Source organism: Variovorax sp. V93 (assembly GCF_041154485.1).
GTDB classification, from domain to species: domain Bacteria; phylum Pseudomonadota; class Gammaproteobacteria; order Burkholderiales; family Burkholderiaceae_C; genus Variovorax; species Variovorax beijingensis_A.
In genome coordinates this window covers 1,131,615-1,157,576 of sequence record NZ_AP028669.1, presented here as the reverse complement: position 1 = coordinate 1,157,576, position 25,962 = coordinate 1,131,615, and the positions used below count along the sequence as shown (strand labels likewise).

24 protein-coding genes are annotated in these 25,962 nt (G+C 67.6%); 17 read left to right on the top strand and 7 right to left on the bottom strand.

The genetic code is table 11. The features are described 5' to 3' along the window. Positions 1–69: 69 nt before the first annotated feature. The 4 genes from ACAM54_RS05205 to ACAM54_RS05190 all read right to left on the bottom strand — a co-directional run bounded on the left by ACAM54_RS05205 (position 70) and on the right by ACAM54_RS05190 (position 5,391). Complete coding sequence (locus ACAM54_RS05205; protein WP_369650044.1) at positions 70–1,656, bottom strand: ABC transporter substrate-binding protein; 1,587 nt, start codon at positions 1,654–1,656, stop codon at positions 70–72. A 33-nt stretch (positions 1,657–1,689) separates the two neighbouring features. Next, on the bottom strand, positions 1,690–2,964 hold the full coding sequence (locus tag ACAM54_RS05200; protein WP_307698641.1) for a M20 aminoacylase family protein: 1,275 nt from the start codon (positions 2,962–2,964) through the stop codon (positions 1,690–1,692). A 1-nt stretch (position 2,965) separates the two neighbouring features. Beyond that, positions 2,966–3,946, bottom strand: coding sequence for an ABC transporter permease (locus ACAM54_RS05195; RefSeq protein WP_145740909.1), 981 nt, complete (start codon positions 3,944–3,946; stop codon positions 2,966–2,968). Between the two features lie 200 nt (positions 3,947–4,146). After that, on the bottom strand, positions 4,147–5,391 hold the full coding sequence (locus ACAM54_RS05190) for a porin (protein WP_369650043.1): 1,245 nt from the start codon (positions 5,389–5,391) through the stop codon (positions 4,147–4,149). A gap of 282 nt (positions 5,392–5,673) precedes the next feature. On the opposite strand from ACAM54_RS05190, the gene coq7 reads away from it, so the two are divergent. Further along, positions 5,674–6,303 (top strand): 2-polyprenyl-3-methyl-6-methoxy-1,4-benzoquinone monooxygenase, encoded by a 630-nt coding sequence (gene coq7, locus ACAM54_RS05185; RefSeq protein WP_307698301.1) that lies wholly within the window; start codon positions 5,674–5,676, stop codon positions 6,301–6,303. Positions 6,304–6,315: 12 nt separating this feature from the next. Here the strand turns inward: coq7 and ACAM54_RS05180 are convergent, their stop codons facing one another. Further along, positions 6,316–6,765, bottom strand: a complete 450-nt coding sequence (locus ACAM54_RS05180) for an OsmC family protein (protein ID WP_012746235.1) — start codon at positions 6,763–6,765, stop codon at positions 6,316–6,318. A 265-nt stretch (positions 6,766–7,030) separates the two neighbouring features. On the opposite strand from ACAM54_RS05180, the gene ACAM54_RS05175 reads away from it, so the two are divergent. After that, entirely contained in the window at positions 7,031–8,227 is a 1,197-nt protein-coding gene (locus ACAM54_RS05175; protein ID WP_209536484.1) for a porin, read from the top strand. A 91-nt stretch (positions 8,228–8,318) separates the two neighbouring features. Here the strand turns inward: ACAM54_RS05175 and ACAM54_RS05170 are convergent, their stop codons facing one another. Beyond that, positions 8,319–9,449 (bottom strand): hypothetical protein, encoded by a 1,131-nt coding sequence (locus ACAM54_RS05170; RefSeq protein WP_369650042.1) that lies wholly within the window; start codon positions 9,447–9,449, stop codon positions 8,319–8,321. A gap of 73 nt (positions 9,450–9,522) precedes the next feature. Between ACAM54_RS05170 and ilvA the strand changes: the two genes are divergently transcribed. Continuing rightward, entirely contained in the window at positions 9,523–11,112 is a 1,590-nt protein-coding gene (ilvA, locus tag ACAM54_RS05165; RefSeq protein WP_318646678.1) for a threonine ammonia-lyase, biosynthetic, read from the top strand. A 15-nt stretch (positions 11,113–11,127) separates the two neighbouring features. Here the strand turns inward: ilvA and ACAM54_RS05160 are convergent, their stop codons facing one another. After that, a complete protein-coding gene (locus ACAM54_RS05160) occupies positions 11,128–11,751 on the bottom strand; it encodes a hypothetical protein (protein ID WP_369650041.1) in 624 nt (207 codons plus the stop codon). A gap of 49 nt (positions 11,752–11,800) precedes the next feature. Here ACAM54_RS05160 and gspG point away from each other — a divergent pair, with 49 nt between their 5' ends. The 14 genes from gspG (at position 11,801) to ACAM54_RS05090 (ending at position 25,955) form a co-directional block, all read left to right on the top strand. Beyond that, entirely contained in the window at positions 11,801–12,241 is a 441-nt protein-coding gene (gspG, locus tag ACAM54_RS05155) for a type II secretion system major pseudopilin GspG (RefSeq protein ID WP_047783707.1), read from the top strand. After that, positions 12,216–12,680 (top strand): GspH/FimT family pseudopilin, encoded by a 465-nt coding sequence (locus ACAM54_RS05150; protein ID WP_369650040.1) that lies wholly within the window; start codon positions 12,216–12,218, stop codon positions 12,678–12,680. Before gspG ends, ACAM54_RS05150 begins: the two co-directional genes overlap by 26 nt. Beyond that, complete coding sequence (gspI, locus tag ACAM54_RS05145) at positions 12,677–13,051, top strand: type II secretion system minor pseudopilin GspI (protein ID WP_369650039.1); 375 nt, start codon at positions 12,677–12,679, stop codon at positions 13,049–13,051. The genes ACAM54_RS05150 and gspI overlap by 4 nt, the downstream gene beginning before the upstream one ends. Continuing rightward, on the top strand, positions 13,051–13,734 hold the full coding sequence (locus tag ACAM54_RS05140) for a type II secretion system protein J (RefSeq protein WP_369650038.1): 684 nt from the start codon (positions 13,051–13,053) through the stop codon (positions 13,732–13,734). Before gspI ends, ACAM54_RS05140 begins: the two co-directional genes overlap by 1 nt. Then, the gene (gspK, locus tag ACAM54_RS05135; protein ID WP_145740891.1) at positions 13,731–14,732 is read left to right on the top strand and encodes a type II secretion system minor pseudopilin GspK; all 1,002 of its coding nucleotides are present in this window, start codon (positions 13,731–13,733) and stop codon (positions 14,730–14,732) included. Before ACAM54_RS05140 ends, gspK begins: the two co-directional genes overlap by 4 nt. A gap of 136 nt (positions 14,733–14,868) precedes the next feature. Then, entirely contained in the window at positions 14,869–16,080 is a 1,212-nt protein-coding gene (gene gspL / locus ACAM54_RS05130) for a type II secretion system protein GspL (RefSeq protein WP_369650037.1), read from the top strand. After that, positions 16,077–16,610 (top strand): type II secretion system protein GspM, encoded by a 534-nt coding sequence (gene gspM / locus ACAM54_RS05125; RefSeq protein WP_209536414.1) that lies wholly within the window; start codon positions 16,077–16,079, stop codon positions 16,608–16,610. The genes gspL and gspM overlap by 4 nt, the downstream gene beginning before the upstream one ends. A 10-nt stretch (positions 16,611–16,620) precedes the next feature. Further along, the gene (gene gspN / locus ACAM54_RS05120; RefSeq protein ID WP_369650036.1) at positions 16,621–17,421 is read left to right on the top strand and encodes a type II secretion system protein N; all 801 of its coding nucleotides are present in this window, start codon (positions 16,621–16,623) and stop codon (positions 17,419–17,421) included. 2 nt (positions 17,422–17,423) lie between these two features. Beyond that, entirely contained in the window at positions 17,424–19,745 is a 2,322-nt protein-coding gene (gene gspD, locus ACAM54_RS05115) for a type II secretion system secretin GspD (protein ID WP_145740884.1), read from the top strand. A gap of 5 nt (positions 19,746–19,750) precedes the next feature. Continuing rightward, positions 19,751–21,142: a GspE/PulE family protein gene (locus ACAM54_RS05110; protein ID WP_369650035.1), complete on the top strand. Its 1,392-nt coding sequence runs from the start codon at positions 19,751–19,753 to the stop codon at positions 21,140–21,142. A gap of 17 nt (positions 21,143–21,159) precedes the next feature. Further along, positions 21,160–22,395, top strand: coding sequence for a type II secretion system inner membrane protein GspF (gspF, locus tag ACAM54_RS05105; protein WP_369650034.1), 1,236 nt, complete (start codon positions 21,160–21,162; stop codon positions 22,393–22,395). A 24-nt stretch (positions 22,396–22,419) separates the two neighbouring features. Beyond that, positions 22,420–23,319, top strand: coding sequence for a 5'-nucleotidase (locus tag ACAM54_RS05100; RefSeq protein ID WP_369650033.1), 900 nt, complete (start codon positions 22,420–22,422; stop codon positions 23,317–23,319). A gap of 198 nt (positions 23,320–23,517) precedes the next feature. Beyond that, positions 23,518–23,724 (top strand): hypothetical protein, encoded by a 207-nt coding sequence (locus ACAM54_RS05095; RefSeq protein ID WP_145740880.1) that lies wholly within the window; start codon positions 23,518–23,520, stop codon positions 23,722–23,724. A 26-nt stretch (positions 23,725–23,750) separates the two neighbouring features. Then, on the top strand, positions 23,751–25,955 hold the full coding sequence (locus ACAM54_RS05090) for a phosphocholine-specific phospholipase C (protein WP_369650032.1): 2,205 nt from the start codon (positions 23,751–23,753) through the stop codon (positions 25,953–25,955). Positions 25,956–25,962: the final 7 nt, after the last annotated feature.

Genomic DNA, 25,962 nt, shown 5'->3' with positions numbered 1-25,962 from the left:
GATGGGCCCGCAAGAAGCGGGCCCAGAATCGAGCCTCTCAGGCCGCCCATTGGCGAGCGGCCGGCGAGATCACGGCTTGATGCTCATCCACTTGAAGGGCATGTAGTTGTCGGCCATCTGCGTCAGTGCCACCTTCTTGCTGACACCCCAGGCCAGCGTCTGCTGGTGCAGCGGCAGGTGGCCGATGTCCGCGGTGTGCAGGTCGAAGGCTTCCTTGATCATCGCGTCGCGCTTGGGCTTGTCGGTCTCCGACTGGATCTTCTTGGTCAGCTCGTCGACCTTGGGATTGCAGTAGGCGCCCAGGTTGAACTGGCCGGCGCCGGTCTTGTCGTCCGGGCAGGCCATCAGCGCCGTGAGCGCGTTGTGCGAGTCGTAGGTGGTCGGGGTCCAGCCCAGCATGTAGAAGCTGGTGTCGCGGCGCAGCACCTTCGGGAAGTAGGTGCCCTTGGTCTCGGCCGCGAGGTTGATCTTGACGCCGATCTTCGCGAGGTTGGAGGCCACGCTCTGGCAGATCTGGCCGTCGTTCACGTAGCGGTCGTTCGGGCAGTTCATCGTCACTTCGAAACCGTTCGGGTAGCCGGCTTCGGTCAGCAGCTTCTTGGCGGCCTCGACGTCGTAGGGCAGGCGCTTGTCCTGCGCTTCGTTCCAGCCGTTGATGCCGGGGCCGACCATCAGCGCGGTGGGACGCGAGGCCCCGCGCATCACCGTGCGCTGGATGCCGGCGATGTCGATGGCCTGGTAGAAGGCCTGGCGCACGCGCTTGTCCTTGAACGGGTTCTTGCCCTTGACGCTGGAGTACAGCAGCTCGTCGCGCTTCTGGTCCATGCCCAGGAAGATGGTGCGCAGCTCGGGGCCGGAGATGACGCGCGCCGTCGGGCTGGCGTTGACGCGCGCGATGTCCTGCACGGGCACCGGCTCCATGACGTCGACTTCGCCCGAGATCAGCGCGGCGACGCGTGTGGCCGGGTTGGCGATCGGCGTGAAGATGATCTCCTGCGCGTTGCCTTCGATCTTGCCCCAGTAGGTGGGGTTGCGCACGAACACCGTGCGCACGTTCGGCTGGCGCTCGCGCACGCGGAACGGGCCGGTGCCGTTGGCCTTGAACGAGGCGGTGTTCTCGATGCCCTTGCGGCGGTCGACGGGCGTGACGGCCTTGTTTTCTTCGCACCACTTCTTGCTCATGATCATGAGCTGCGTGATGACGTCGGGAAGAATGGGGAACGGCCCTTTGGTCTCGATCTCGATCGTATGCGAGTCGACCTTGCGCACTTCCTTGATGTCGGTGGTGTTGGACTTCATGTCCGAGCCGTCGCCCGAGGCGCGCGCGAAGCTGAAGAGCACGTCGTCGGCCGTGAAGGGCGTGCCGTCGTGGAACTGGACGTTCTTGCGCAGTTCGAAGCGCCACACGGTGGGCGAGGTCTGTTTCCAGCTGGTGGCCAGCAACGGCGCGACGCTCAGGTCCTTGTTGCGGCCGACCAGCGTTTCATAGACGTTGGCGGTGGTGCTCAGCTGCAGCGACTCGTTGAGCGAGTGCGGGTCGAGCGACAGCGCGTCCCCCTGGTTCGCCACGCGAATGGTCTGCGCGCCGGCCATCAGGCTGGCGGTGCCCAGCATGCACAAAACTGCGACCGCAGCCGCCTTCTTCTGAAAACTCATGGAAACACTCCTCGGGTTGGAATCTGAAGTACATCAAGACGTCGCGGTAGCGGCGTCTTTCACGGGCTGCTGGCTGCGGGTGGCAGCCAGCGGCATGCCCTGCTCGATCAGCCCCGCATGCAATGCGGCGCCGAGCGGCAGGATCTCGTCGTTGAAGTCGTAGCGGCTGTTGTGCAGGAAGGCGCCGCACTTGGCGTCCTGGCCGATGCGCAGGTAGGCCCCGGCCTTTTTCTGCAGCATGAAGGAGAAGTCCTCGGCGCCCATGCTGGGCTCCATGCTGCGCTCGACGTTGGAAGCGCCCACCAGCGACTCGGCCACGTCGGCCGCGAACATCGCCTCCGGTGCGGTGTTGATGGTGGCGGGGTAGATGCGCTCGTACCTGATGGTGGCCGTGGCGCCGAAGCCCGCAGCCACCGCGGTGCAGAGTTCGGTCAGGCGCTGCTCGACCTGCGCCTGCACGCGCGCGCTGAAGGTGCGCACGGTCCCCACCAGCGTGGCCTCGCCCGGAATCACGCTCATCGCGCCCAGGTCGCCCGCCTGCACCGCGCAGATGCTGACCACTGCAGCATCGATCGGCCGCACGCTGCGCGATACGATGGTCTGCGCGGCCGTGATGATATGCGCGGCGACCACCACGGGGTCGATGGTCTGGTAGGCATGGGCACCGTGGCCGCCCTTGCCCTTGATCTCGATCGTGATGCGGTCGGCCGCCGCCATCATGGCGCCGCGGTTGATGCCCACGGTGCCCGCGGGCATGGCGGGCCAGTTGTGCATTGCATAGACCGCGTCGACCGGAAAGCGGTCGAACAAGCCGTCCTCGATCATCACGCGCGCGCCGGCAAAGCCTTCTTCGCCAGGCTGGAAGATCAGCACCGCGGTGCCGTCGAAACTGCGGGTCTCGGCCAGGTAGCGCGCCGCGCCGACCAGCATGGCCGTGTGCCCGTCATGCCCGCAGCCGTGCATCAGGCCGTCGTTGGCGGAGCGCCAGCCGAAGTCGTTGTCTTCGCGCATGGGCAGTGCATCCATGTCGGCGCGCAGGCCGATCATCCGCCCGCTCGCCGTGGACCGGCCGCGGATGACGCCCACCACGCCGGTCTTGCCGATGCCCTCGTGGATCTCGTCCACGCCGCAGGCACGCAGCGCCTCGCGCACGCGGCCGGCCGTGTAGACCTCTTCGAAGCCGAGTTCGGGGTGGGCGTGCAGGTCGCGGCGAAAGGCCGTGATCTCCGGATAGAAGCTCGCGATGTGCGCAAACGCCCTGCCCGAGGCCTGCAGTCGCGGTGCTGCAGCTGCTGCGACAACCGTCATTTCAATGTCCTCCCGCCTTGCCCACGCGCAGCCGCGGATCGACCACGAAATAGAGCAGGTCGACCACGAGATTGATCACCACGAAGATCAAGGCAATGAGGCACAGGTAGGCCGCCATCACCGGAACGTCGGCAAAGGTCACGGCCTGGATGAACAGCAGCCCCATGCCGGGCCACTGGAACACCGACTCGGTAATGATGGCAAAGGCAATGAGGCCGCCCAGCTGCAGGCCCGTGATCGTCATCACCGGCACCAGCGTGTTCTTGAGCGCATGGCCGAAATGAATGGCGCGGTTCGTCAGGCCGCGCGCGCGCGCAAACTTGATGTAGTCGGTGCGCAGGACCTCGAGCATCTCGGCGCGCACCAGCCGCATGATCAGGGTCAGCTGGAAGATCGCGAGCGTGACCGCCGGCAGGATGATGTGATGCCATCCGTCGGCCCGGAACAGGCCGCTGCTCCACCAGCCGAACTGCACGGTCTCCCCGCGCCCGAAGCTCGGGAACCAGCCCAGAATCACCGCAAACACCAGGATCAGCAGGATCCCGATCAGGAAGGTGGGCAGGGACACGCCGAGCAGCGACACGGTCATGAACACCTGGCTCAGGAAGGTGCCGCGGCGCAGCGCGGTGTACACGCCCATCGGAATGCCGATGAACAGAGCCAGCACGGCCGCAACGAGCGCGAGTTCGAGCGTGGCCGGAAAGCGCTCGCCGATGAGGCGCGAGACTTTCGCGCCCTGGCGCAGGCTCAGGCCGAACTCGCCCTGGGCCGCATTGACGAGAAAGTGCCAGAACTGCACGAAGAAGGGCTGGTCGAGCCCCAATGCGGCGCGCAGCTCGCGGATCTGCTCGGGCTTGGCGTCCTGGCCCAGCAGAAACACGACGGGGTCGCCCACATATTGAAAGAGGAGAAAGGCGATGAACGCGACCGCGATCATGACGATCACGGCCTGGATCAGGCGGCGCAGGACGAAGGCAATCATTCAGCAAGCAGAGTGAACAGGCATGCTAGCAGTGCAAGCTGCGTGCCCGCACGGTGGTTCCCCGGGGGTGCACGCAGATGGTGCGCTTCGCTTGAGCTCATGCACAACCAACCAGCGAAGCACAAATAAAAAAGCCACTCGACTTTCGTCGAGTGGCTTTTGAGTCTTTCGATTCAAAGCTGGCGAAAGCCAGCCTCAAATTAGAAAGCGTGACGGATACCGAAGTCGTAGCCGGTCGAGGTCTTCGGGGTGAAGACGCCGTTGCTGATGAAGGCCGGGCCGCCAACGGTCAGGGCTGCACCGTTCTTGTTGCTCACGCGAGCGATCGTTGCGTACAGAGCCGTGCGCTTCGACAGGTTGTGCACGTAGCCCAGAGCCAGCTTGTTGGCCTTCGGATCTTCGACGGCAGGAGCGAACAACACCACAGGTGCGTTGTTGTCGTACTTGACGTGCGAGTACGAAGCGCGGATCAGGCCAGCACCGACCGGCACGGTCACGCCGAGCAGGTAGCCGGTGAGGTCCACGTCAGGACGGCCGCCGAGGAACGGTTCGACTTCGTAGTCGACCTTGTTCTTGGCCTTCGACACTTCACCGAAGAGCTTCACGGGACCGAAGTCATACGAAGCGCCGAGGTTCAGCGTGTTGACCTTGGTGGTCGTGCCAACGTAGTACTGATCGCCAACCGTGCTGCTGCCGTAAGCGATTGCAACGTCCAGAGGACCGTTGGCGTAGCCGAAGCGGCCACCAACGTAACGGCCTTGACGCGAAGCGTTCGCGGTGGTCGGCGTAGCGGTGCCCGGATCGTACTTGGTCTTCTCGCTGAAGCCGTACTGCACTTGGCCGTAGAAACCACCCAGGTTCGGCGGCAGGAAGTAGCCGATGGTGTTGCTGGCGCGAACGTAGTTGCTGGCGCCAACGTTGGTGAACGAGCCGACGGCAGCCGTGGGGGTGCCGAACGCGCCGAAGGTGTTGTTGGCGGTGTTGATCAGGTTGCTGCCAACGCCGTTGGTGCCGAACGGATCGAACACGGTGTCGTTCCAGAACGTGGGGGTGTAGTCACGGCCGAGGCGGACTTCACCGAAACCACCCGACAGGCTCACGGTCGAGCGGCGAGCGAAGGTTGCAACACCTTCCGAGCCGTCGTCGTTCTTGATCGGGGCTTCGAGCCAGAAGCTGGCTGCGAGGCCACCGCCGAGGTCTTCCGTACCACGGAAGCCCAGACGGCTGGAGTTGTAGCCCGAGTTAGCCAGTTCACGACGGCTGACCTTGACGCTGCCTTGGTTCAGGTAGAACGGGTTCAGGAACGTGGCACCGTTCAGGTCACGCGAGGTGCTCGAATAGCCGCTGATCGACGCGTCGACCACGCCGAACAGCGTGACGGACGACTGAGCCGAGGCAACACCGGCAACAGCCAGGGCAGCCAGAGCAACTAGAGATTTTTTCATTGCAAGTTTCTCCAAGGTTAAACATAGGGCTCCGGTGCGAAGGGCTCACCGTGACTGGCACTTTTGTGCTCCCACCGGACCCCGGGCCAACCTCCTTTTGGGAAGTTGATGCTATTGCACCAGAGCCGCTGCGGCAGGGCAAAACAAATCGCCCGAAATCTCCAGTGGCCCCTGCGTTTCGTTGCAGTCCTGCAACAAAGGACTTTGGCTCGCTCACAAACCACCATATGAAATGAAGCAACTGTTTCGCGCTGCTCTTTCCGCATACGTTCAAATACGGGCATGACTTCCACGCTCGACCCCGTCCTGGCTGCGGCTGATGCGGCATTGCGCACTCTTTTTGCCCGGCCCCATGCAACGCGGGCCACGCCTGCGCCCATCCAGGCGCCCGGCGAGATGACTGATTCGGAACGGCGCGAGGCCGGGGCATTGATGCGGGTGAACCACGTGGGCGAGGTGTGCGCCCAGGCGCTCTACACGGCCCAGGCCGCGGTGGCGCGCGATCCTGTCCTCCGGGCCCGCTTGCTCGAAGCCTCGCACGAAGAAACCGATCACCTGGCCTGGACGCGCCAGCGGCTGGACGAACTCGGCGCCCGGCCTTCCGTGCTGAACCCGCTCTGGTATGCCGGAGCTTTCGGCCTGGGCCTGATGGCCGGACGCCTGGGGGACCCGCTGAGCCTCGGGTTCGTCGCGGAGACCGAACGCCAGGTGGAAGCCCACCTGGAGAGCCATCTCGGCCGCCTGCCGGCCGCCGACAGTGCCTCCCGGGCGGTAGTCGAGCAGATGAAGATCGACGAGGCGCGGCACGCCGCGCAGGCCGTCGATGCCGGCGCGGCGGAACTGCCGGCGCCGGCCAAGGCCCTGATGCGGCTCGCCTCCCGCGTGATGACCACGGTGGCGCACCGGATCTGAGGCTTGGCGGGCTCAGGTTTCGATCAGGTCGAAGCTGGTGGTGATCTCGGCGGTTTTCGCGAGCATGATGCTGGCCGAGCAGTAGGTTTCGTGGCTCAGGGCAATCGCACGCTCGACGGCGGCGGCAGGAATGCCCTTGCCCGCCACGGTGAAGTGCATGTGGATCTTGGTGAACACCTTGGGATCCTTTTCTGCCCGTTCGCTGGTCAGCTTGACGCTGCAGCGCTCCACGCGGTGGCGGCCTCGCTTCAGTATCAGCACCACGTCATAGGCGGTACAGCCCCCGGTGCCGGCGAGCACGGTTTCCATGGGCCTGGCCGCCAGGTTCTGGCCGCCGTTCTCGGGTTTGGCGGCATCCGGCGCGCCGTCCATCATCAAGACATGGCCGCTGCCGGTCTCGGCCACGAAACCCATGGCCGAGCGGGTTCCGGCATCGCCGGTCCAACTTACTGTGCATTCCATCTGTGTCAGATCCATTCAGGATGTTCGGCAAAAAATCACGCCGACATCCATTAGTGTGTGGGGAAATCGTCACTTGCTTGTTGCAACGCAACAAACAACCGATATACTTTATTTCATCGCGTACGAAACCGTGCGCACCGGTTGTCTCCTCCACCCTTCCAATTGGTGGATTTAGCCCCGAGCTGCAAGGCTCGGGGCTTTTTTCTTTGGGGGGGCCGCGGCGCTGCGGGTCCACTCTAGTTTTTGGGCCTGAAGGGCAGTTGCTCTGGCTGCCCTGGCTGTTGCCGGTGTTGCCTCGGCCCAGTCGTCCGTCACGCTGTTCGGCCTGGTCGATGCGTCGATCAGCGGCTATTCGAACAGCTCGCGTGACCTGAACCACGGCGTGACGTACAACGCCCTCGGCTTCCCGGTTGCCTACAACCCGTTCTATGTGAACCAGGGCAGCGTCAGGGTCAGCCGCCGTGAACTGGCCAACTCGGCCTACAACTCCAGCAAACTCGGCTTCCGTGGCACGGAAGACCTCGGCGGCGGCTTGGCAGCCAGCTTCTGGCTCGAAGCTCCGATCAAGAACGACGACGGCTCGGAAGGTGTTGCAACCTTCAACCGTCGTTCGACCGTGAGCCTGTCGGGTGGTTTCGGTGAAGTCCGCCTCGGCCGCGACTACACCCCATCGTTCTGGAACAACACCGTGTTCGATCCGTTCGGCGCCAACGGCGTTGGCACCAACCTGATCCAGACGGCTACCGGTGCATTCGGCAACCCCACCCGCGCCAGCAACACCGTCGGCTACTTCCTGCCGCCAAACCTCGGCGGTTTTTATGGCCAGTTGCAGTACGGCTTCCATGAAAAGGACAAGTACAGCCCTGCCCTGGCCACGCCTCATGCGGTCAACAATTCGCGCACCGGCCGATACGTCGGCGGCCGCTTCGGCTACGCCAACGGCCCCCTGGACGTTGCGCTGGCTTATGGCAGCAACACCGTCGGCGACGACTACTACGCCGGCACGACCACCAAGGTCAATACACTGAACCTCGGCGCTTCGTATGACTTCGGTCCCGTGAAGCTCTTCGGCGAACTGTCTCGGGCCAAGGAAAAGACCGACATCGACGGCGACTTCTTCGTCCAACCGGCGTCCGTGGCATCGAACAAGCTCAACGGCTGGCTGCTGGGCGTGACGGCGCCTGTGGGTGCCGGTCTGATCCGCGCATCGTATTCGGCCGTGACGTACAAGACGGACGACAACAATCCGTTCTTCGACGAACCGGACCGCAAGGCCAACAAGCTGGCGCTCGGCTACGTGCACAACCTGTCGAAGCGCACGGCCCTGTACGCAACGATCGCTCGCGTGAGCAACAAGAACGGTGCAGCCCTGACCGTTGGCGGCCCGAAGTTCATCAGCAACAACGTCTTCACCCCGAAGACCTCGACCGGCTACGACTTCGGCATCCGCCACGCTTTCTGATCGCGGCCTGATTCCAATGCTGGCTTCAGCCAGTTCGAATCGGTCCAGTCCCAAGCCGCCCAGCGCAAGCCGGGCGGCTTTTTGGCTTTGCTCAGTTCGCGCGGCCGCGCCTGCTTTGCAGCAAGCCCACATTCATTTCTCCGCTCAGAACCGACGCGTAGAAACGTTCGACCATGTTGACGCTCGTGCGCGCATTGCGCGCCAAGGTCAGCATGTCGATGCCCTGCCCGTACAAGAGCCGCAAGGTGATGGCGGTATGGCGCAAGCAGTAAAGCGTCCTCGACTGGCCCTGCGGCCCTTTCTGGAGCGACGTTGCTTCCAGCGCCCAATGGAAAAGAAAGTTGAGCACGGCCAGCGCGTGCTCGCGGTTCTTCAGTTGCGGCATGAAGATGTAGTCATCCGCGCCGCCAAAGCCCTGCTCGCGACGGTGCGCAAGCAGGCATTCATAGACCCGCACCGCCGGGCGCAGGCTCACGATGGGCTGGCTGTGCCGCTTGGTTTCGGGCAGGTTCATGCGCAGGTAGACATGCTTGCCGCGCACGATGTCGATGTGCCGGTGCTTCATCAGCTTGATGTCGCTCGGGCGCACGAAGGTGTTGACCATCCAGCGGATCAGCCAGGGCAACTCCTGCGGCATGACGAGCAGCTCGCGCGCGATCCAGAAGCGCTCGCCGGAGGCCAGTTCATCGAGCACCGGATGCGGCTGCCCGCGCAGTCGCCGTGCAGCCGCCACCACGGCCCGGTATTCCGCAACGCTGAAGCTTCCGCGCGGCTGGCTGCGCACCTTGACCTTCGGGAAGGCAGGTACATCGCGAACCACGCCGATGTTCACACCGTGCATCAACACCTTTCGCAGCAACACAAGGTACTGCGCGATCGTCGTGCTGGTGAAGCCCTGCGCGCCAAGGTGATCGATCAGGCGCTGCGCATCGGAAGTAGCGAATGCCTGCGCCGGCACGGCACCCAGCAAAGGAATGATGTGCGCGCGCAATCTGTTGCCCATCACCTGCCAGGTCGGCCGTCCGATTTCGCCGCGCTGCACGCGCGCCGCTTCTGCCTGCATCAACCCTTTGGAAAGGTCGCTGACAAAAAGGGTTAACAGATTTTGCTCATTTGTTAAATGACTGGCGGGCGCCTCGCTCGCGGGATAGCTGCGCGCAAAAAAACCCGAATCGTTCGCAGCCGGGGCTCTCTGGATGAGGTTTATGACATTTGTGTCCATGCCATATCCCGTACGCAATCCCGATGCCTCTTATCATTGCTATTTAACAATTGAGCCTCCCTTGGAAAAAACCGTGCGCGACGTACCTGTGCCGGCACTGACGCCCGCCGACTATCTCAGAAAAATTTTGAACGCCCGCGTTTACGACGTGGCGGTCGAATCCGCGCTCGAGAAGGCCAATGCGCTCAGCGAGCGGCTCGGCAACACCGTGCTGCTCAAGCGCGAAGACCAGCAGCCCGTGTTCAGCTTCAAGCTGCGCGGCGCCTACAACAAGATGGCGCACCTCACACCCGAGCAACTGGCGAGCGGCGTGATCTGCGCATCGGCCGGCAATCACGCGCAAGGCGTGGCGCTGGGCGCGCGCAAGCTGGGCACGCGTGCAGTGGTGGTCATGCCGGTGACCACGCCCAGGCTCAAGATCGATGCGGTGCGCGGCTTCGGCGGCGAGGTGGTGCTGCATGGCGACAGCTATTCGGATGCCTACCTGCATGCGCTCGAACTGCAGGCGCAGCAGGGCCTGACCTTCGTGCACCCCTTCGACGATCCCGACGTGATCGCGGGCCAGGGCACCATCGCCATGGAAATCCTGCGCCAGCACCAGGGACGGCTCGACGCGGTGTTCGTGGCCATCGGCGGCGGCGGGCTCATCTCGGGCGTGGCCAACTACATCAAGGCGGTGCGCCCGGAGATCAAGGTGATCGGCGTGCAGATGAACGACTCCGACGCCATGATGCAATCGGTGGCGGCGCGCCAGCGCGTGAGCCTGCCCGACGTCGGGCTGTTTTCGGACGGCACGGCGGTCAAGCTGGTGGGCGAGGAGACCTTTCGCATCGCCAGCAACCTGGTCGACGAATACATCGCGGTCGACACCGACGCCGTCTGCGCGGCCATCAAGGACGTGTTCGTCGACACCCGCAGCATCGTGGAGCCGGCGGGTGCGCTCGCGGTGGCGGCCATCAAGCAGTACGTGGCCGGGCACGGCCGCCATGGCGAGACCTACGCGGCCATCCTGTGCGGCGCCAACATGAACTTCGACCGGCTGCGCTTCGTGGCCGAGCGCGCGGAGGTCGGCGAAGAGCGCGAGGCGCTGTTCGCGGTGACCATTCCCGAAGAGCGCGGCAGCTTCCGCCGCTTCTGCGAACTGGTGGGCGAGATGCCGGCCAGCGAGTCGCAGGAAACGGGCTCGATTGGTGGCGCGCTGCGCAATGTGACGGAGTTCAACTACCGCATCAGCGACGCGGCCAAGGCGCATGTGTTCGTGGGCCTCACCACCTCGGCACGCGGCGAATCGACGACCATCGCGCAGACCTTCATTGCCCATGGCTTCGACGCGCTCGACCTCACGCACGACGAGCTCGCCAAGGAGCATCTGCGGCACCTGGTGGGCGGGCGCACGGGCCTTGCACACGACGAACGGCTGCTGCGCTTCGTGTTTCCGGAACGCCCCGGGGCACTGCTCAAGTTCCTGAGCCTGATGCGGCCGAACTGGAACATCAGCCTCTTCCACTACCGCAACCAGGGCGCCGACTACGGCCGCATCCTGGTGGGCTTGCAGGTGCCCGCCGGCGACGCCGCGGCCTTCGACGACTTCCTCGAAACGCTGGGCTATCCCTACGTCGAGGAAACGGCGAATCCGGCGTACAGGCTGTTCCTGCAGGCCTGAGCGGCCGCCTGATCCTTATTGCGCAGACTGTGCCGGTGGCTGCTGCTCAGACCCCGGCTGCGGCGATGGCGGCGCCTGTAGCGTTGCGGCCCCGCCGGCAGGCGGTGCCACCACCGGAGGCACCGTGGCCGGGAAAAGTCCGCTGGGCCTGGCGGTCGGCGTTGGCGCGGCCGGGCTGCCGACGCTGATCGGCGCGCGCACGGGCAACTGCAGCGTGAAGGCCGCCGGTCCCTGCGCGCTGGTGCCGAGCGTCGCCGCGCGCACCCCGACCGACTGCAGCACGTAGTTGTCGCCGACGCGCGAGCCGACGCGGAACGGACGCGGCGGCTTGCCGTCGATGGAAATCAGCGCAGCGCCCTGATTGAACGGATCCGCGACCACGCCCGACAGCGCAAAGCGGCTGGCCGCCTCGGGTGCGGCGGGCGCTGCTTCGGTGCCCGAAACCACGCCGAGCAGCCGCGCAACCGCATCCGCGTCGGCCGAGACCGCCGCCCGGGGCATGGTGGCCGCTGCGGCCACGGGCTCGGGCGGCGCCGCGAGCCGCAGCCCCCAGAACACCGCCGCACCGGCGGCCAGCGCCCACAGGCCCGTGGTTGCAACGGGGGCGTGCCAGCGCGCGGCGGAATAGGGACTTGTCATGGGCGCGGATTATCATGCAGCGCGCCTTCCGAACCATGTCATCCAAGCTATGAAAAAAATCCTACGCGACGCCACCCGCGCTGCCCAGCGCGGCTTCACGCTGATCGAGCTGATGGTGGTGCTGGTCATCATCGGCGTGCTGGCCGCGCTGATCGTGCCGAACGTGATCGAGCGCGCCGACGATGCCCGCGTGACCGCCGCCAGGACCGACATCAACAACCTGATGCAGGCGCTCAAGCTCTACCGCCTGGACAACCAGCGCTACCCGACGGCCGAGCAGGGCCTGCAGTCGCTGCTCGTGCGCCCGACCGTGGGGCCGGCCGCGCCCAACTGGAAGCCCTATGTCGAAAAGCTGCCGAACGATCCGTGGGGCCATCCGTACCAATACATGAATCCGGGTATCAAGGGCGAAATCGACGTGCTCTCGCTCGGCGCCGATGGCCAGGCCGGCGGCGAGGGCAAGAATGCCGACATCGGCAGCTGGCAGTAGGCGCGCGGGCGGCTTCACGCTGCTCGAGCTGATCGTGGTGATCGCGATCATCGCGATCGCGACGGCCAGCGTGAGCTTTGCGATGCGCGACACCAACGCAGCCCGGCTCGACCGCGAGGCCGACCGGCTGGCCGCACTGCTCGAATCGGCCCGCGCCCAGTCGCGCGCGAGCGGCGTCGCAGTGCGATGGCGCATCGTGGAAGGTGGCAGCTTCGTGTTCGACGGCCTGCCGCCCGATGCCTTGCCCAGCGGCTGGGCCGCGAGCGGCATCAGCGCCACGGCTTCGCTGGCCAGCGGCGCGCCGGTGGCGGCGGTGCAATTGGGCCCCGACCCGATCATTGCCGCGCAGCAGATCGTGCTGTATTCCGAAGGTCCGCCCGCGCGCTCGCTGCGCATTGCCACCGACGGCCTCAGGCCCTTCACCGTGAGCACGCCATGACGCCCCGACGCCCATCGGCATGCGGCGGATTCACGCTGATCGAGGTGCTGATTGCGCTGGGCATCGTCGCACTCGCGCTTGCGGCGGGCTCGCAGGCCACGATGTCGCTGACACGCAATGCGCAGCGCCAGTCCGACCTCCTGCTGGCCGACCTGTGCGCGGAAAACGAGCTCGCCAAGGCGCGGCTGGCCAGGCAGATGCCGGCCGTGGGCGATTCGGGCTCGATCTGCGTGCAGGCCGGCGTCTCGTTCAACGTGACCACCTCCACCATCGCCACGCTCAATCCCAATTTCCGGCGCGTCGACGTGCAGGTGCGCGACGAGGCCAACGCGCCGGTGCTGCGCGTGTCGACCGTGGTGGGCCGCTTCTGATGCGCCGCTTCGCAAGCCACGGAACCCGCGGCGGCTTCACGCTGATCGAGCTGCTGGTGGCCATTTCGGTGATGGCGCTGCTGGCGCTCGTGAGCTGGCGCGGGCTCGACAACATGTCGCGCGCCACGACGCAGAACCAGCAGCGCGCCGACGCGGTGCTGGCATTGCAGACCGCGCTCGCGCAATGGAGCGCCGATCTCGACGCCGTGACCCCGATCGCGCAAACCCGCCCCATCGACTGGGACGGCCGCGTGCTGCGGCTCACGCGGCGCAGCAGCGATGCGGCAGCACCCGCCATGCTGGTGGCGGCGTGGACGCTGCGCGCCGGCGCCGATGGCATCCGCTGGCGGCGCTGGCAGTCGCCACCCTTCACCACGCGCGGCGAATGGCAGCAGGCGTGGAACATGGCGTCCTCGTGGGCGCAGGAAGGCGGCGGCGGCGACGTCGCGCTGATGCCGGCCACGAGCTGGCAGCTCTACTACTTCCGCGAGAACGCCTGGACGCCCGCAGGCGAGCTGCCGGCCAGCGCGCCCAATCCGGCGAACCCGGCCAATCCTGTCGGCGCCCTCGTGAACATGCCGGACGGCGTTCGCCTGGTGCTGACCCTGGCTCCGGGCGAAGGGCTGTCGGGCACGCTCACGCGCGACTGGGTCAAGCCCACGGTGGGAGCGCCGCGCTCATGACCGCATCCACGGTTTTTCGACCCACCGGGCAACGCCAGCGCGGCGCCGCGCTGCTCGCGGCCATGCTGACCGTGATGCTGGTCGCCACCTTCTCCGCCGCGGCGCTGTGGCAGCAGTGGCGCGCGTCCGAAGTCGAGGCGGCCGAGCGCGGACGCGTGCAGGCGGCATGGGTGCTGATTGGCGCGCTCGACTGGTCGCGCCTGATCCTGCGCGAAGACGCTCTCACCGGCGGGCCCGACCATCTGGCCGAGCCCTGGGCCGTGCCGCTCGCGGAAGCGCGGCTCACGAGCTTTCTGTCGGCCGAGAAGAACGTGGCGAGCGACAACCTCGAAGGACTGCCCGACGCCTTCCTTTCAGGCCGCGTGGTCGATGCGCAATCCAAGCTCAACGTGCTGTCGCTGGTCGACGGCAACAAGCCGGTGCCGGCCAGCGTCGCCACCTTCACCAAGCTGTTCAACATCCTGGGCCTGCCGGCCTCCGAGCTCAGCGCGATGACCGCCTCGCTCGTGCGCGCGCTCGCCACCGGCACCGATGCCGCCGGCGGCGGCGACGCCGGGGCGGCGCCGCTGATGCCGCAGGAGGTCTCGCAGCTGGTGTGGCTCGGCCTTTCGCCCTCAACCGCGGCCGCCCTCGAACCCTACGTGACGATCCTCCCGATCCGCACGCCGCTCAACATCAATACCGCCAGCGCCGAAGCCCTCAGCGCGAGCCTGCCATCCCTGAGCATCAGCGACGCGCGCCAGCTGGTGGAAAAGCGCACGCGCTCCTACTTCAAGCAGATTGCCGACGCCAATGCCGCGCTCCCGAACGGCGGCACGCAGTTCAACGCCGGCCAGCACAGCGTGGGCACCCAGTTCTTCGAGGTCTACGGCCGGCTGCGGCTCGACCGCACCTGGGTCGAGGAGCGCTCGCTGCTGCAGCGCGACGGCGTCACGGTGAAGACGATCTGGCGCAACCGCGGCGCCGGCCTTGCCACAGCCACTCCGGCTAAACCCTGAGTGCGGCTTCCTTTCCTCATTTTTGTTGCTTCAATACATCGTCCAGAGCCCGTCGCATCTACGTCAAACGCTACAAATAGAGTAGCAATGGCACCATCGGTGCACCCCTACAATCACCCGCCCTCCTGAAATCGACATGACCCCGCTGCTGCTCATCGCCCCCCTCCCGCCGGCCGACGCCGCGGGCGAGTACGACTGGGCCCAGGCAGGCGACGACGGCATCGCCTTGCGCAACCATGGCCGCGCGCTGCTCGCGCTGCTGCCGGCCGGCGCGGAAGTCACGCTCGGCATTCCGGCCGCGGCGCTGTCCTGGCACCGCGTGACGCTGCCCAAGGGCAGCATGAGCAGCGCATCGAAGCTGCGCGCCGTGCTCGACGGCCTGCTCGAAGAACACCTGCTGGACGAACCCGAGGCCTTGCACTTCGCGCTCGAACCCGAAGCCAGGGCCGGCGTGCCGGTCTGGGTGGCCGCCTGCAACCGGATCTGGCTGCGCATGCTGGTGCAGGGCCTGGAGTCGGCGGGGCGGCGCGTGGTGCGCATCGTTCCCGAATTCGCGCCGCAGCCCGTGGACGGCCCGCCGCTGCTGCAGGTCACCGGCGAGGCCGAGGCGCCGCAGCTCACGGTGTGCGATGCCGATGGCGTGGTCTCGCTGCCGCTCGCGGGCGCCGGGCTCGCGCTGGCCGCCGGCCTGCCGCTGGACACCGCCGTGATCAGCGCCGAGCCCGCCGTCGCGCAGGCCGCCGAGCGCCTGCTCGAGCGCCGCGTGCCCATCGCGCAGGCGCCGCAGCGCTGGCTGCAGGCGGCGCGCTCGCCCTGGGAGCTCGCGCAGTTCGACCTGGCCGTGACGGGACGTGCCCGCGCCGGCAAGAAATTTGCGTCGGTGGTGCAGGCGCTGCGCTATGCGCCCGAGTGGCGCGCCGCGCGCTGGGGCATCGCCGCCCTGCTGCTGACCCAATTGATCGGCCTCAATGCCTGGGCCTGGAAGGAGCGCAATGCACTCGAGGCCAAGCGCCAGGCCGTCAAGACCATGCTGACCCAGACCTTCCCCTCCGTGAAACTCGTGGTCGATGCGCCGCTGCAGATGGCGCGCGAGGTCGCGGCGCTGCAGCAGGCCGTGGGCGATGTCGCGGGCAGCGACCTCGAACCGATGATCGGCGCGCTTGCTCCCCATCTCCCGCCGGGCAAAACGCCCAGCGCCATCGACTACAGCGCCGGCCAGCTGCGCCTGCGCGGGCTGGGCCTGCAGCCTTCCGAGCTCACGCGGCTTTCGGGCGCGATGGGCCCGCGCGGCTACAGCGTGCGCGCCGAAGGCGATCTGCTTCTGGTGCAGGCCGAGGCTGCGCGATGAACTTCGGCGAACAGCTCCGGGCCCGCTGGGCCGCCCTCGAACTGCGCGAGCGGCGCATGGTCGCCATCGCGGCCGTGCTCGTGTCGCTCGCGCTGCTGTGGTGGATTGCGCTCGCACCCGCGCTGCGCACGCTGGCCGCAGCGCCGGCCGAACATGCGCAACTCGACGCGCAGCTGCAGCAGATGGCCATGCTGCAGAACCGCGCCAAGGCGCTGCAGGCGCAGCCGCGGCTGAACCGGGACGACGCGCTGCGCGCCCTCGAAACCTCGGTGCGCGAGAGCCTGGGCACCAATGCCCAGCTCATGACGGCCAGCGGCGATGGCGCCGCCACCCTCACGATGCGCGCCACGCCGGCCGAGGCCGTGGCCCAGTGGCTGGCGCAGGCGCGCGGCAATGCGCACGCGGTGCCGCGCGAGGCCCACCTGACCCGCGCGGCCGCCGCGCCGCCGGCCGCCGGCAGCAAGGACCCGCAGCCCGCGAAGGTGCGCTGGGAGGGCACGCTCGTGATGGCGCTGCCCGCAGCCCGTTGAGCACGGCCGCATGGTGACGCGCTCCTCCCTTGCCGAATCGGCGCCGCGCCGCGGCTGGCGCTGGGCCCTGCTCGGCATCGTGCTGGGGGCGCTGCTGGCCCTGGTGCTGTTCGCGCCGGCGCGCTGGCTGGCCGCGGCGCTCTCGAACTGGAGCCAGGGCCGGCTGCTGCTGGTCAACCCGCGCGGCACGGTCTGGAACGGCACCGCGGCCGTGGTGCTTGCCAGCGGCGCCGGCGGCGCCGAAGCGGTGTCGCTGCCCGGCGCGCTCAACTGGCGCATGCGTCCGGCATGGAGCGGCATGTTCGCGGTGCTCGACCTGCCCTGCTGCGCGGCGCGGCCGCTCCAGCTCAAGGCCAGCCCGCGCGCGAGCGGCATGCAGCTGCAGTGGGACGACGGCAGTTCGCGCTGGCCCGCCACCTTGCTGACCGGCCTGGGCGCGCCCTGGAACACGCTCCGGCTCGAAGGCACGCTCGACCTCTCCACCCGGGGCCTCTCGATGCAGTGGGAGGGCCCCGTGCTGCGCATCGCGGGCCAGGCCACGCTCGACGCCACCGATGTCTCGTCCAGCCTGTCGACACTCAAGCCGATGGGCAGCTACCGCCTCACGCTCGAAGGCGGCAGCCGCCCGAGCCTGCTGCTGAGCACGCGCGAAGGCAGCCTCCAGCTGAACGGCAGCGGCAGCTGGAACGGCACCGCCTTTCGCTTCAATGGCGAAGCCAGTGCCGCGGCCGGCCGCGAAGACGCGCTTTCCAATTTGTTGAACATCATCGGGCGGCGCGACAACGCGCGTTCGATCATCACCCTGGGTTGATCATGATGAAGCCACTGACTTCGCCCGGCAGCCGCCTCGCCGTCGTTGCACTCGCAGCGCAGATGCTGGTTGCCGCCACCTTGCTGCAGGCCGCGCCGCCCGTGTTCGCGCAGTCCGGCGATGCGCCGCGCCGGGGCGAGCCCATCACGCTCAACTTCGCCAACGCCGACATCGAGGCCGTGGCCCGCACCATGGCGGTGGTCACCGGCCGCGACGTGGTGGTCGACCCGCGCGTGAAGGGCACGATGAACCTCGTGACCGACCGGGCCATCGCGCCGGCCGCGGCGTTCAACCAGTTCGCTTCCGCGCTGCGCCTGCAGGGCTTTGCGGTGGTGGAGGCCGAAGGGCTCTACAAGGTGGTGCCCGAAGCCGACGCCAAGCTCCAGACCCAGACCGTCAATACCGCCACGCCCAGCGCCGGCTCGGTGGCGGGCAACCAGATCGTCACGCAGATCTTCAGGCTCAACTACGAGTCGCCGAACAGCTTGCTGCCGGTGCTGCGCCCGCTCATTCCGCCCAACAACACCATCAACGTGAACCCGGGCAACAACTCGCTCGTGATCACCGACTACGCGGACAACATGCGCCGGCTGGCGCGCATCATCGCGGCGCTCGACGTGCCCAATGCGTCGGACATCGAGGTGATCCCGCTCAAGCATTCGATCGCCACCGACATGCTGCCGCTGATCACCCGGCTGGTCGACGGCAGCGGCTCGGGCGCCACGCCGGGCGCCGCCGCGCCGGGCACGGCCGATGCCTCGTTCCGCACCACCTTGCTGGCCGACCCGCGCAGCAACGCGCTGATCCTGCGCGCGGCCAATCCGGCGCGCGCGGCGCTGGTGCGCACGCTGGTCGAGAAGCTCGACCGCGCACCCGCCGAGAGCAGCAACGGCGCGGCCGGCAACATCTACGTGGTCTACCTGAAGAACGCCGATGCGGTGCGGCTGGCGGCCACGCTGCGCGCCGCCATGGCAGCCAACCAGCTGCCCGGCACGCCGGGCGCACCGGGGGCCGCCGGCGGCGGCGGCGCACCGCAACAGCAAGCCAACGTTCCGCAGGCCATGCCGGTCAATCTCAGCGGGCAAGGCGGCGGCTCGGCGGCCGCCAACGCGCCGCTCAACAATGCCAACCAGCCGTCGACCGGCGGACAGATCCAGGCCGACCCGTCGACCAACTCGCTGATCATCACGGCGCCCGAGCCGCAGTACCGGCAGATGCGCGCGGTGATCGACAAGCTCGACGGCCGGCGCGCGCAGGTGATGATCGAGGCGCTGATCGTCGAGGTCAGCGCCAAGAAGGCCGCCAACTTCGGCGTCCAGTGGCAGAGCGCGCTGGGCAACAACGCGGTCATCGGCACCAATTCGAGCCTGGCCAGCGCCAACATCCTGGCGCTGACGCAGGCACTGGCCACCCGCGACGTGGCCAACGTGCGGCCGTCGTCGGGGCTGAACCTCGGCATCGCCGGCAAGATCGGCGGGCAGTACATCCTGGGCGCGATCGCCAACTTCTTCAACAGCGACGGCGACGCTAACGTGCTCTCCACGCCCAACCTGCTGACGCTGGACAACGAGGAAGCCAAGATCGTCATCGGCCAGAACGTGCCCTTCGTCACCGGCCAGTACGCCAGCACCTCGGGCTCGGTGGGCATCAACCCGTTCACCACGGTGGAGCGCAAGGACGTGGGCCTCACGCTGCGCGTGCGCCCGACCATCAACGAGAACGGCACCGTGAAGATGACCATCTTCCAGGAGACCTCGACCGTCGACGGCAACACCATCAACAACCCCAACGGCCCCACCACCAACAAGCGCTCGATCGAATCGAGCGTGCTGGTGGAAGACGGCGGCCTGGTCATGCTCGGCGGGCTGCTGTCGGACGACTACGGCAACACGGTCGAGAAAGTGCCGGTGGCGGGCGACATCCCGGTGCTCGGCAACCTGTTCAAGAACGAGATCCGTACGCGCAACAAGAGCAACCTGATGATGTTCCTGCGCCCCGCCGTCATGCGCGACGGCGCCTCGACCGAAGCCTTTGCCTACGACCGCTACGACGAGATCCGCGGCATGCAGCAGCGCACCCAGCCGAACACCGACAACGTCATGCTGCGCGGCGTGGATGCCGCGCCCGTGCTGCCGGAGGCACCGCTGCCGCGCGCGGGCAGCCGCGACACCAGCAGCAACAGCAGCGGCAGCGACCGCATCCAGGGCACGCAGCTGATCCCGCCGCCGCGCCCGCCCGCCGACACGCGCAGCCTGCGCCCGAGCCCGCTGCGCGGCGCGCTGCCGCCCACGGCCGACCCGACCAGCTCGCGCGAATTGCCCTGAAGCCCATGCGCCACCCCCTGCCCTACGCGTTCGCCCGCAGCCAGCAACTGCTGCTCGAAGAAGCCGACGACGGCAGCCACACGCTGTGGATGTCGAGCCATCCCTCGCGCAGCGCGGTCGGCGAGGTCACGCGCAAGTACGGCGTGCAGGCCTTCGAGGTGCTGGCCGACGGCCCGCTCGCGCAGCGCATCAGCGCGGCCTATGCGCAGGGCGAGTCGAGTGCCGCCGCGGTGGTCAGCGAGGTGCAGAGCGACGCCGACCTCTCGCGCATGATGCAGGAGCTGCCGGCGGTGGAAGACCTGCTGGAAAGCGCCGGCGACGCGCCCATCATCCGCATGCTCAACGCGCTGCTCACGCAGGCCGCGCGCGACGGCGCGAGCGACATCCACATCGAGCCCTACGAGCGCACCTCGTCCGTGCGCTTTCGCATCGACGGCACGCTGCGCGAGGTGGTGCAGCCCAACCGCGCGCTGCATGCCGCGCTGATCTCGCGCCTGAAGATCATGGCCGACCTCGACATCTCCGAGAAGCGGCTGCCGCAGGACGGGCGCATCAGCCTTCGCATCGGCACGCGCGCGGTCGACGTGCGCGTCTCCACGCTGCCCAGCGCGCACGGCGAGCGCGCGGTGCTGCGCCTGCTGGACAAGAGCGAATCGAAGCTCACGCTCGAATCGGTGGGCATGCAGGGCGACACGCTCGCGCGCTTCGAGAAGCTCATTGCGCAGCCGCACGGCATCATCCTGGTGACCGGCCCTACGGGCTCGGGCAAGACCACCACGCTGTATGCCGCGCTGGCCCGGCTGGATGCCAGCCGCAGCAACATCATGACGGTGGAAGACCCGATCGAATACGAGCTGCCGGGCGTGGGGCAGACACAGATCAACGCCAAGATCGAGCTCACCTTCGCGAAGGCATTGCGCGCGATCCTGCGGCAGGACCCGGACGTGATCATGATCGGCGAAATCCGCGACTTCGAGACCGCGCAGATCGCCATCCAGGCCTCGCTCACCGGCCACCTCGTGCTGGCGACGCTGCACACCAACGATTCGGTCAGCGCCGTCACGCGCCTGACCGACATGGGCGTGGAGCCCTTCCTCTTGAGCTCGTCGCTGCTGGGCGTGCTCGCGCAGCGCCTGGTGCGCAAGGTCTGCACGGCCTGCGGCGGCGCCGGCTGCGAGGTGTGCGGGCAAACCGGCTACCAGGGGCGCACCGGCATCTTCGAGCTGCTGGTGGCCGACGAGACCGTGCAGGGCCTGATCCACAGCAGGGCGGCCGAGAGCGAACTGCTCCAGGCCGGCGCGCGCGGCGGCCTGCGCCTGATGCGCGAAGACGGCGAACGGCTGGTGCAGGCCGGCATCACCTCGCGCGCCGAATTGCTTCGCGTCACGCGCGACTGATCCGCCCGGCACCCGCCATGCCCGCCTATTCCTTCGAAGCCATCGATGCCAGCGGCCAGTCGCGCGAAGGCGTGCTCGAGGCCGACACCGCGCGCAGCGCCCGCAGCCTGCTGCGCGCGCAGGCGCTCATTCCGCTATCGGTCACGCCAGTCAGCAGCAGCCACGTCAACGGCACCGGCAATGGCGGCCTGCGCCGCTGGCTGGGCGGCGGCGCCAGGGTCTTCAGCTCCACCGGCCTCGCGGTCTGGACGCGCCAGCTCGCGGGCCTGGTCTCTTCGGGCCTGCCGCTCGAACGCGCGCTGACCGCGCTCACCGACGAAGCCGAGACCGAGCCGCAGCGCAACCTGGTCGCTTCGCTGCGTGCCGAGGTCAACGCGGGCTCGCCCTTCGCGCACGCGCTCGCGGCCCATCCGCGCGAGTTCTCGCCCATCTACACCGCCGTGATCGGCGCAGGCGAGCAAAGCGGCAACCTCGGCCTCGTGCTCGACCGGCTCGCCGACGACCTGGAGGAGCGGCAGGCGCTGCAGCAGAAGCTCATCGGCGCCGCGCTCTATCCGGCCATCGTCACGCTGGTGGCGATCGTGATCGTGATCTTCCTCGTGAGCTATGTGGTGCCGCAGGTGGCGCAGGTGTTCGCGGGCACCAAGCGCTCGCTGCCCTTCCTCACCACCGTCATGCTGTCGCTGAGCGCGGCGGTGCGCAACTACGGCTGGTGGATGCTGGGCGGCGTGGTGTTCGCCGCGATCGCCGCGCGATTGGCGCTGGCGCAGGAGGCCTTCCGGCTGAAGTTCGACGCCGCCTGGCTGCGGCTGCCGCTGGTGGGCAAGCTCGCGCGCGGCTACAACGCGGCGCGCTTTGCGAGCACGCTGGCCATGCTGGCCACCGCCGGCGTGCCGATCCTGCGCGCGCTGCAGGCGGCCTCCGAGACACTGGGCAACCGCGCCATGCGCGCGGATGCGCTCGACGCCCTGGTGCTGGTGCGCGAAGGCGCGCCGCTGGCCTCGGCGCTGGCGCAGAAAAAGCGCTTCCCTGGCCTTGTGTCGATGTTCGCGCGGCTCGGCGAACAGACCGGCACGCTGCCGCTGATGCTGCAGCGCGCGGCCAACCAGCTCGGCGCCGAGGTGCAGCGCCGCGCGATGCACCTGGCCACCATCCTCGAGCCGCTGCTGATCGTGGCCATGGGCGGCGTGGTGATGCTCATCGTGCTGGCGGTGATGCTGCCTATCATCCAGCTCAACCAGTTCGTCAAGTAAGTCCGCCAGGAAGCACTGCACGCCATGCCCGTCACGCTCGAAGACAAACTCGTGGTCGCGATCTCCTCGCGCGCGCTGTTCAACCTCGAAGAAGAAAACAGGATCTTCGAGGCCGGCGACAACGAGGGCTACATGAAGCTGCAGCTCGACCGCATCGACGTGCCGGCCGCGCCGGGCATCGCCTACTCGCTGATCCGCAAGCTGCTGCGCTTCAACGAGGACGGCGTGCAGCGCGTCGAGGTGGTCATTCTTTCGCGCAACGATCCGGTCTCGGGCATGCGCATCTTCCGCTCGAGCGCGGCGGCCGACATCAAGCTGCAGCGCGGCGTGTTCACGCAGGGACGCCCACCCTTCGGCTATCTGCGGCCGCTGCGCGCGCACCTGTTCCTCTCGGTCAATGCGCAGGACGTGCGCGAAGCGCTCAACGCGGGCTTTCCTGCCGCGCGCGTGCTGGTCGAATCGGTAAAGGCCAGCGATGCCTGGCCGAACGAAGTGCGCATCGCGTTCGACGGCGATGCGGTGCTGTTCTCCGACGAAGCCGAGCGCGTGTTCCAGGCCGAAGGCCTCGATGCCTTCCAGGCGCACGAGCTCAGCAAGGCCGACCTGCCGCTGCCCGAAGGGCCCTTCAAGCCGCTGCTGACGGCGCTGCATCGCCTGCAGATGGCGGGCAATGCGCAGATGCGCATCCGCACCGCGCTGGTCACTGCGCGCAGCGCCCCGGCGCACGAGCGCGCGATCCGCACGCTCATGAAGTGGAACATCCGCGTCGACGAAGCGATGTTCCTCGGTGGCCTTCCGAAGGGCGAATTCCTGCGCGAGTTCGAACCCGATTTCTTCTTCGACGACCAGACCGGCCACGTCGATGCCGCGGCGCGCCACGTGCCTGCGGGCCACGTCTCGAGCGGCATCAGCAACGAGCGCTGAGCGCTCCCGCGGCGCGCCCTGCGCCGCTGCCTTGTCATCGCTCGTTCATGGCGATGTAACGCGATCTCCCTAGTCTTGCGGCCTGCCTCCGCGCGGGTGCTTCGCGATGCCTTTTCGGCGCTGCGTCTTCGAGCCCGCGCGGTCTTTTTTCAGCGCTCTTCCGGGCGCCCACGCAACGACGACTCCCAAGGAATCCCCATGCGACTTTCATCCCTGCCTGCGCGGCTCGTTCCCGCGCTGATCCTGGCCTGCGCCCTTTCCGCCTGCGGCGGCGGCAGCGGCGGTGGCGGCGGCTTCTTCGGCGGCCTGCCCGGCGTGGGCACGCCGACGCCAACCACGCCCACCACGCCCACCACGCCGCCGCCCGACACCGGCGCAAAGCCCGAGATGCGCTGCGCACCCTGAACACCCTCCCACACCAGAACAACACCATGACCTCACGCCGCAGTTTCCTCACAGGCACAGCCACCACCGGTGCCGCCGCGCTCGCACTCTCGGCCTTTCCGCCGAGCATCCGCCGCGCGCTCGCCATTCCCGCCAACAACAAGACCGGCACCATCAAGGACGTCGAGCACATCGTCATCCTGATGCAGGAGAACCGCTCGTTCGACCACTACTTCGGCACGCTCATGGGCGTGCGCGGCTTCGGCGACCGCTTCACCATCCCGCTGCCCAAGGGACGCAGCGTGTGGCAGCAGCTCGACGACGCCGGCAAGGAAGTGCTGCCCTACCACCTCGACGGCTCGAAGGGCAACGCGCAGCGCGTGGCCGGGACGCCGCACAGCTGGAGCGACGGCCAGGCTGCGTGGGCTGGCGGCCGCATGTACGAATGGGTGCGCTACAAGAAAACCAAGACGGCGCCTTTCACGCAATCGATGGGCTACCTCGAAGAAGCGGAGCTGCCCTTCCAATTCGCGCTGGCCAACGCCTTCACGCTCTGCGATGCCTACCACTGCAGCATGCACACCGGCACCAATTCGAACCGCATGTTCCTCTGGACCGGCACCAACGGCCCCACCGGCGCGAACGTGGCCACGGTCAACAACGAGTGGGATTCGATCGACAGCTCGGCCAATGGCTACAGCTGGAAGACCTACCCCGAGCGGCTGCAGGAAGCCAAGGTGAGCTGGATCGTCTACCAGAACATGCCCGAGAACTTCGGCGACAACTCGCTGGCCGGCTTCAAGCAGTACCGGCTCGCCAACGAAGTCTCGGGCAAGCCCGTGAGCAACGACGCCATCTCGCCCGCCTACGACCCGGCCAGCGACGACGCCGGCAATCCGCTCTACAAGGGCATTGCCAACACCATGCCGGACGGCGGCTTTCTCGAGCAGTTCCGCCAGGACATCAGGAACGGCAAGCTGCCGCAGGTCTCGTGGATCGTCGCGCCCGCGACCTATTCCGAGCACCCCGGCCCGTCGAGCCCGGTGCAGGGCGCCTGGTACATCCAGGAAACGCTCGATGCGCTCACCGCCGTTCCCGAGGTGTGGAGCAAGACCGTGCTGTTCATCAATTTCGACGAGAACGACGGCTACTTCGACCACGTTCCTTCGCCGGCCGCGCCTTCGATCAACGCCGACGGCACGCCCGCGGGCAAGACCACGCTGCCAGTGCAAGCGCTCGCGCCCGAATACTTCAACCATCCGAATCCGCCCGGCACCACCGACCAGCCGCCGCCCGATGGCCGCGTCTACGGCCCCGGCGTGCGCGTGCCGATGTATGTGGTGTCGCCGTGGAGTCGCGGCGGCTGGGTCAATTCGCAGGCCTTCGACCACACCTCCGTGCTGCGCTTCATCGAGACGCGCTTCGGCGTGAAGGAAACCAACATCAGCGATTTCCGCCGCGCAGTGTGCGGCGATCTCACCAGCGCCTTCAACTTCGCCACGCCCAATACGGAAGCGCTGCCCACCCTGGCGGGGCGCACGACCAGGGCCGACGCCGACAAGCTGCGCGCCGACCAGCAGGCCCTGGCGCAAGTGGCACTGCCGCTCGACCCGCTGCTGCCGCGCCAGGCCACCGGCACGCGGCCCTCGCGCGCGCTGCCCTACGAGCTGCACACGAGTGCCCGCGCCGATGCCATCGGCGGAAAGATCCAGCTGCTGTTCTCGAACACCGGCACGGCCAGCGCGGTGTTCCATGTCTATGACAGGCTCAACCTCGACCGCCTGCCGCGCCGCTACATGGTCGAGCCCGGCAAGACGCTCGACGATGCATGGAGCGCGATGCGCGACGACAGCGGCTTCTACGACCTCTGGGTGCTCGGCCCCAACGGCTTCCACCGCCATTTCAAGGGCGACCTGAACGCCCTGCGCGCCGGCGACGCCGCCATGCCCGAGGTGCGCGTGTGCTACGACATCGCCAACGGCAACGTCTACCTGGAATTGCTCAACGGCGGCAAGAACGCCTGCAAGTTCAGCGTGCGCGCCAAGGCCTACCGCAGCGACGGCCCGTGGACCGCGACGGTGGCAGGCGGCGCCAAGGCCGAGCTGCACTGGGACCTCGCAGCCAGCGGCGCGTGGTACGACTTTGCCGTGAGCTGCGATGCCGACACGAGCTTCGTGCGCCGCTTTGCCGGCCGCGTCGAGACCGGCCGGCACACGGTCAGCGATCCGGCGATGGGCATGCCCGACCTCTGACGCAGCG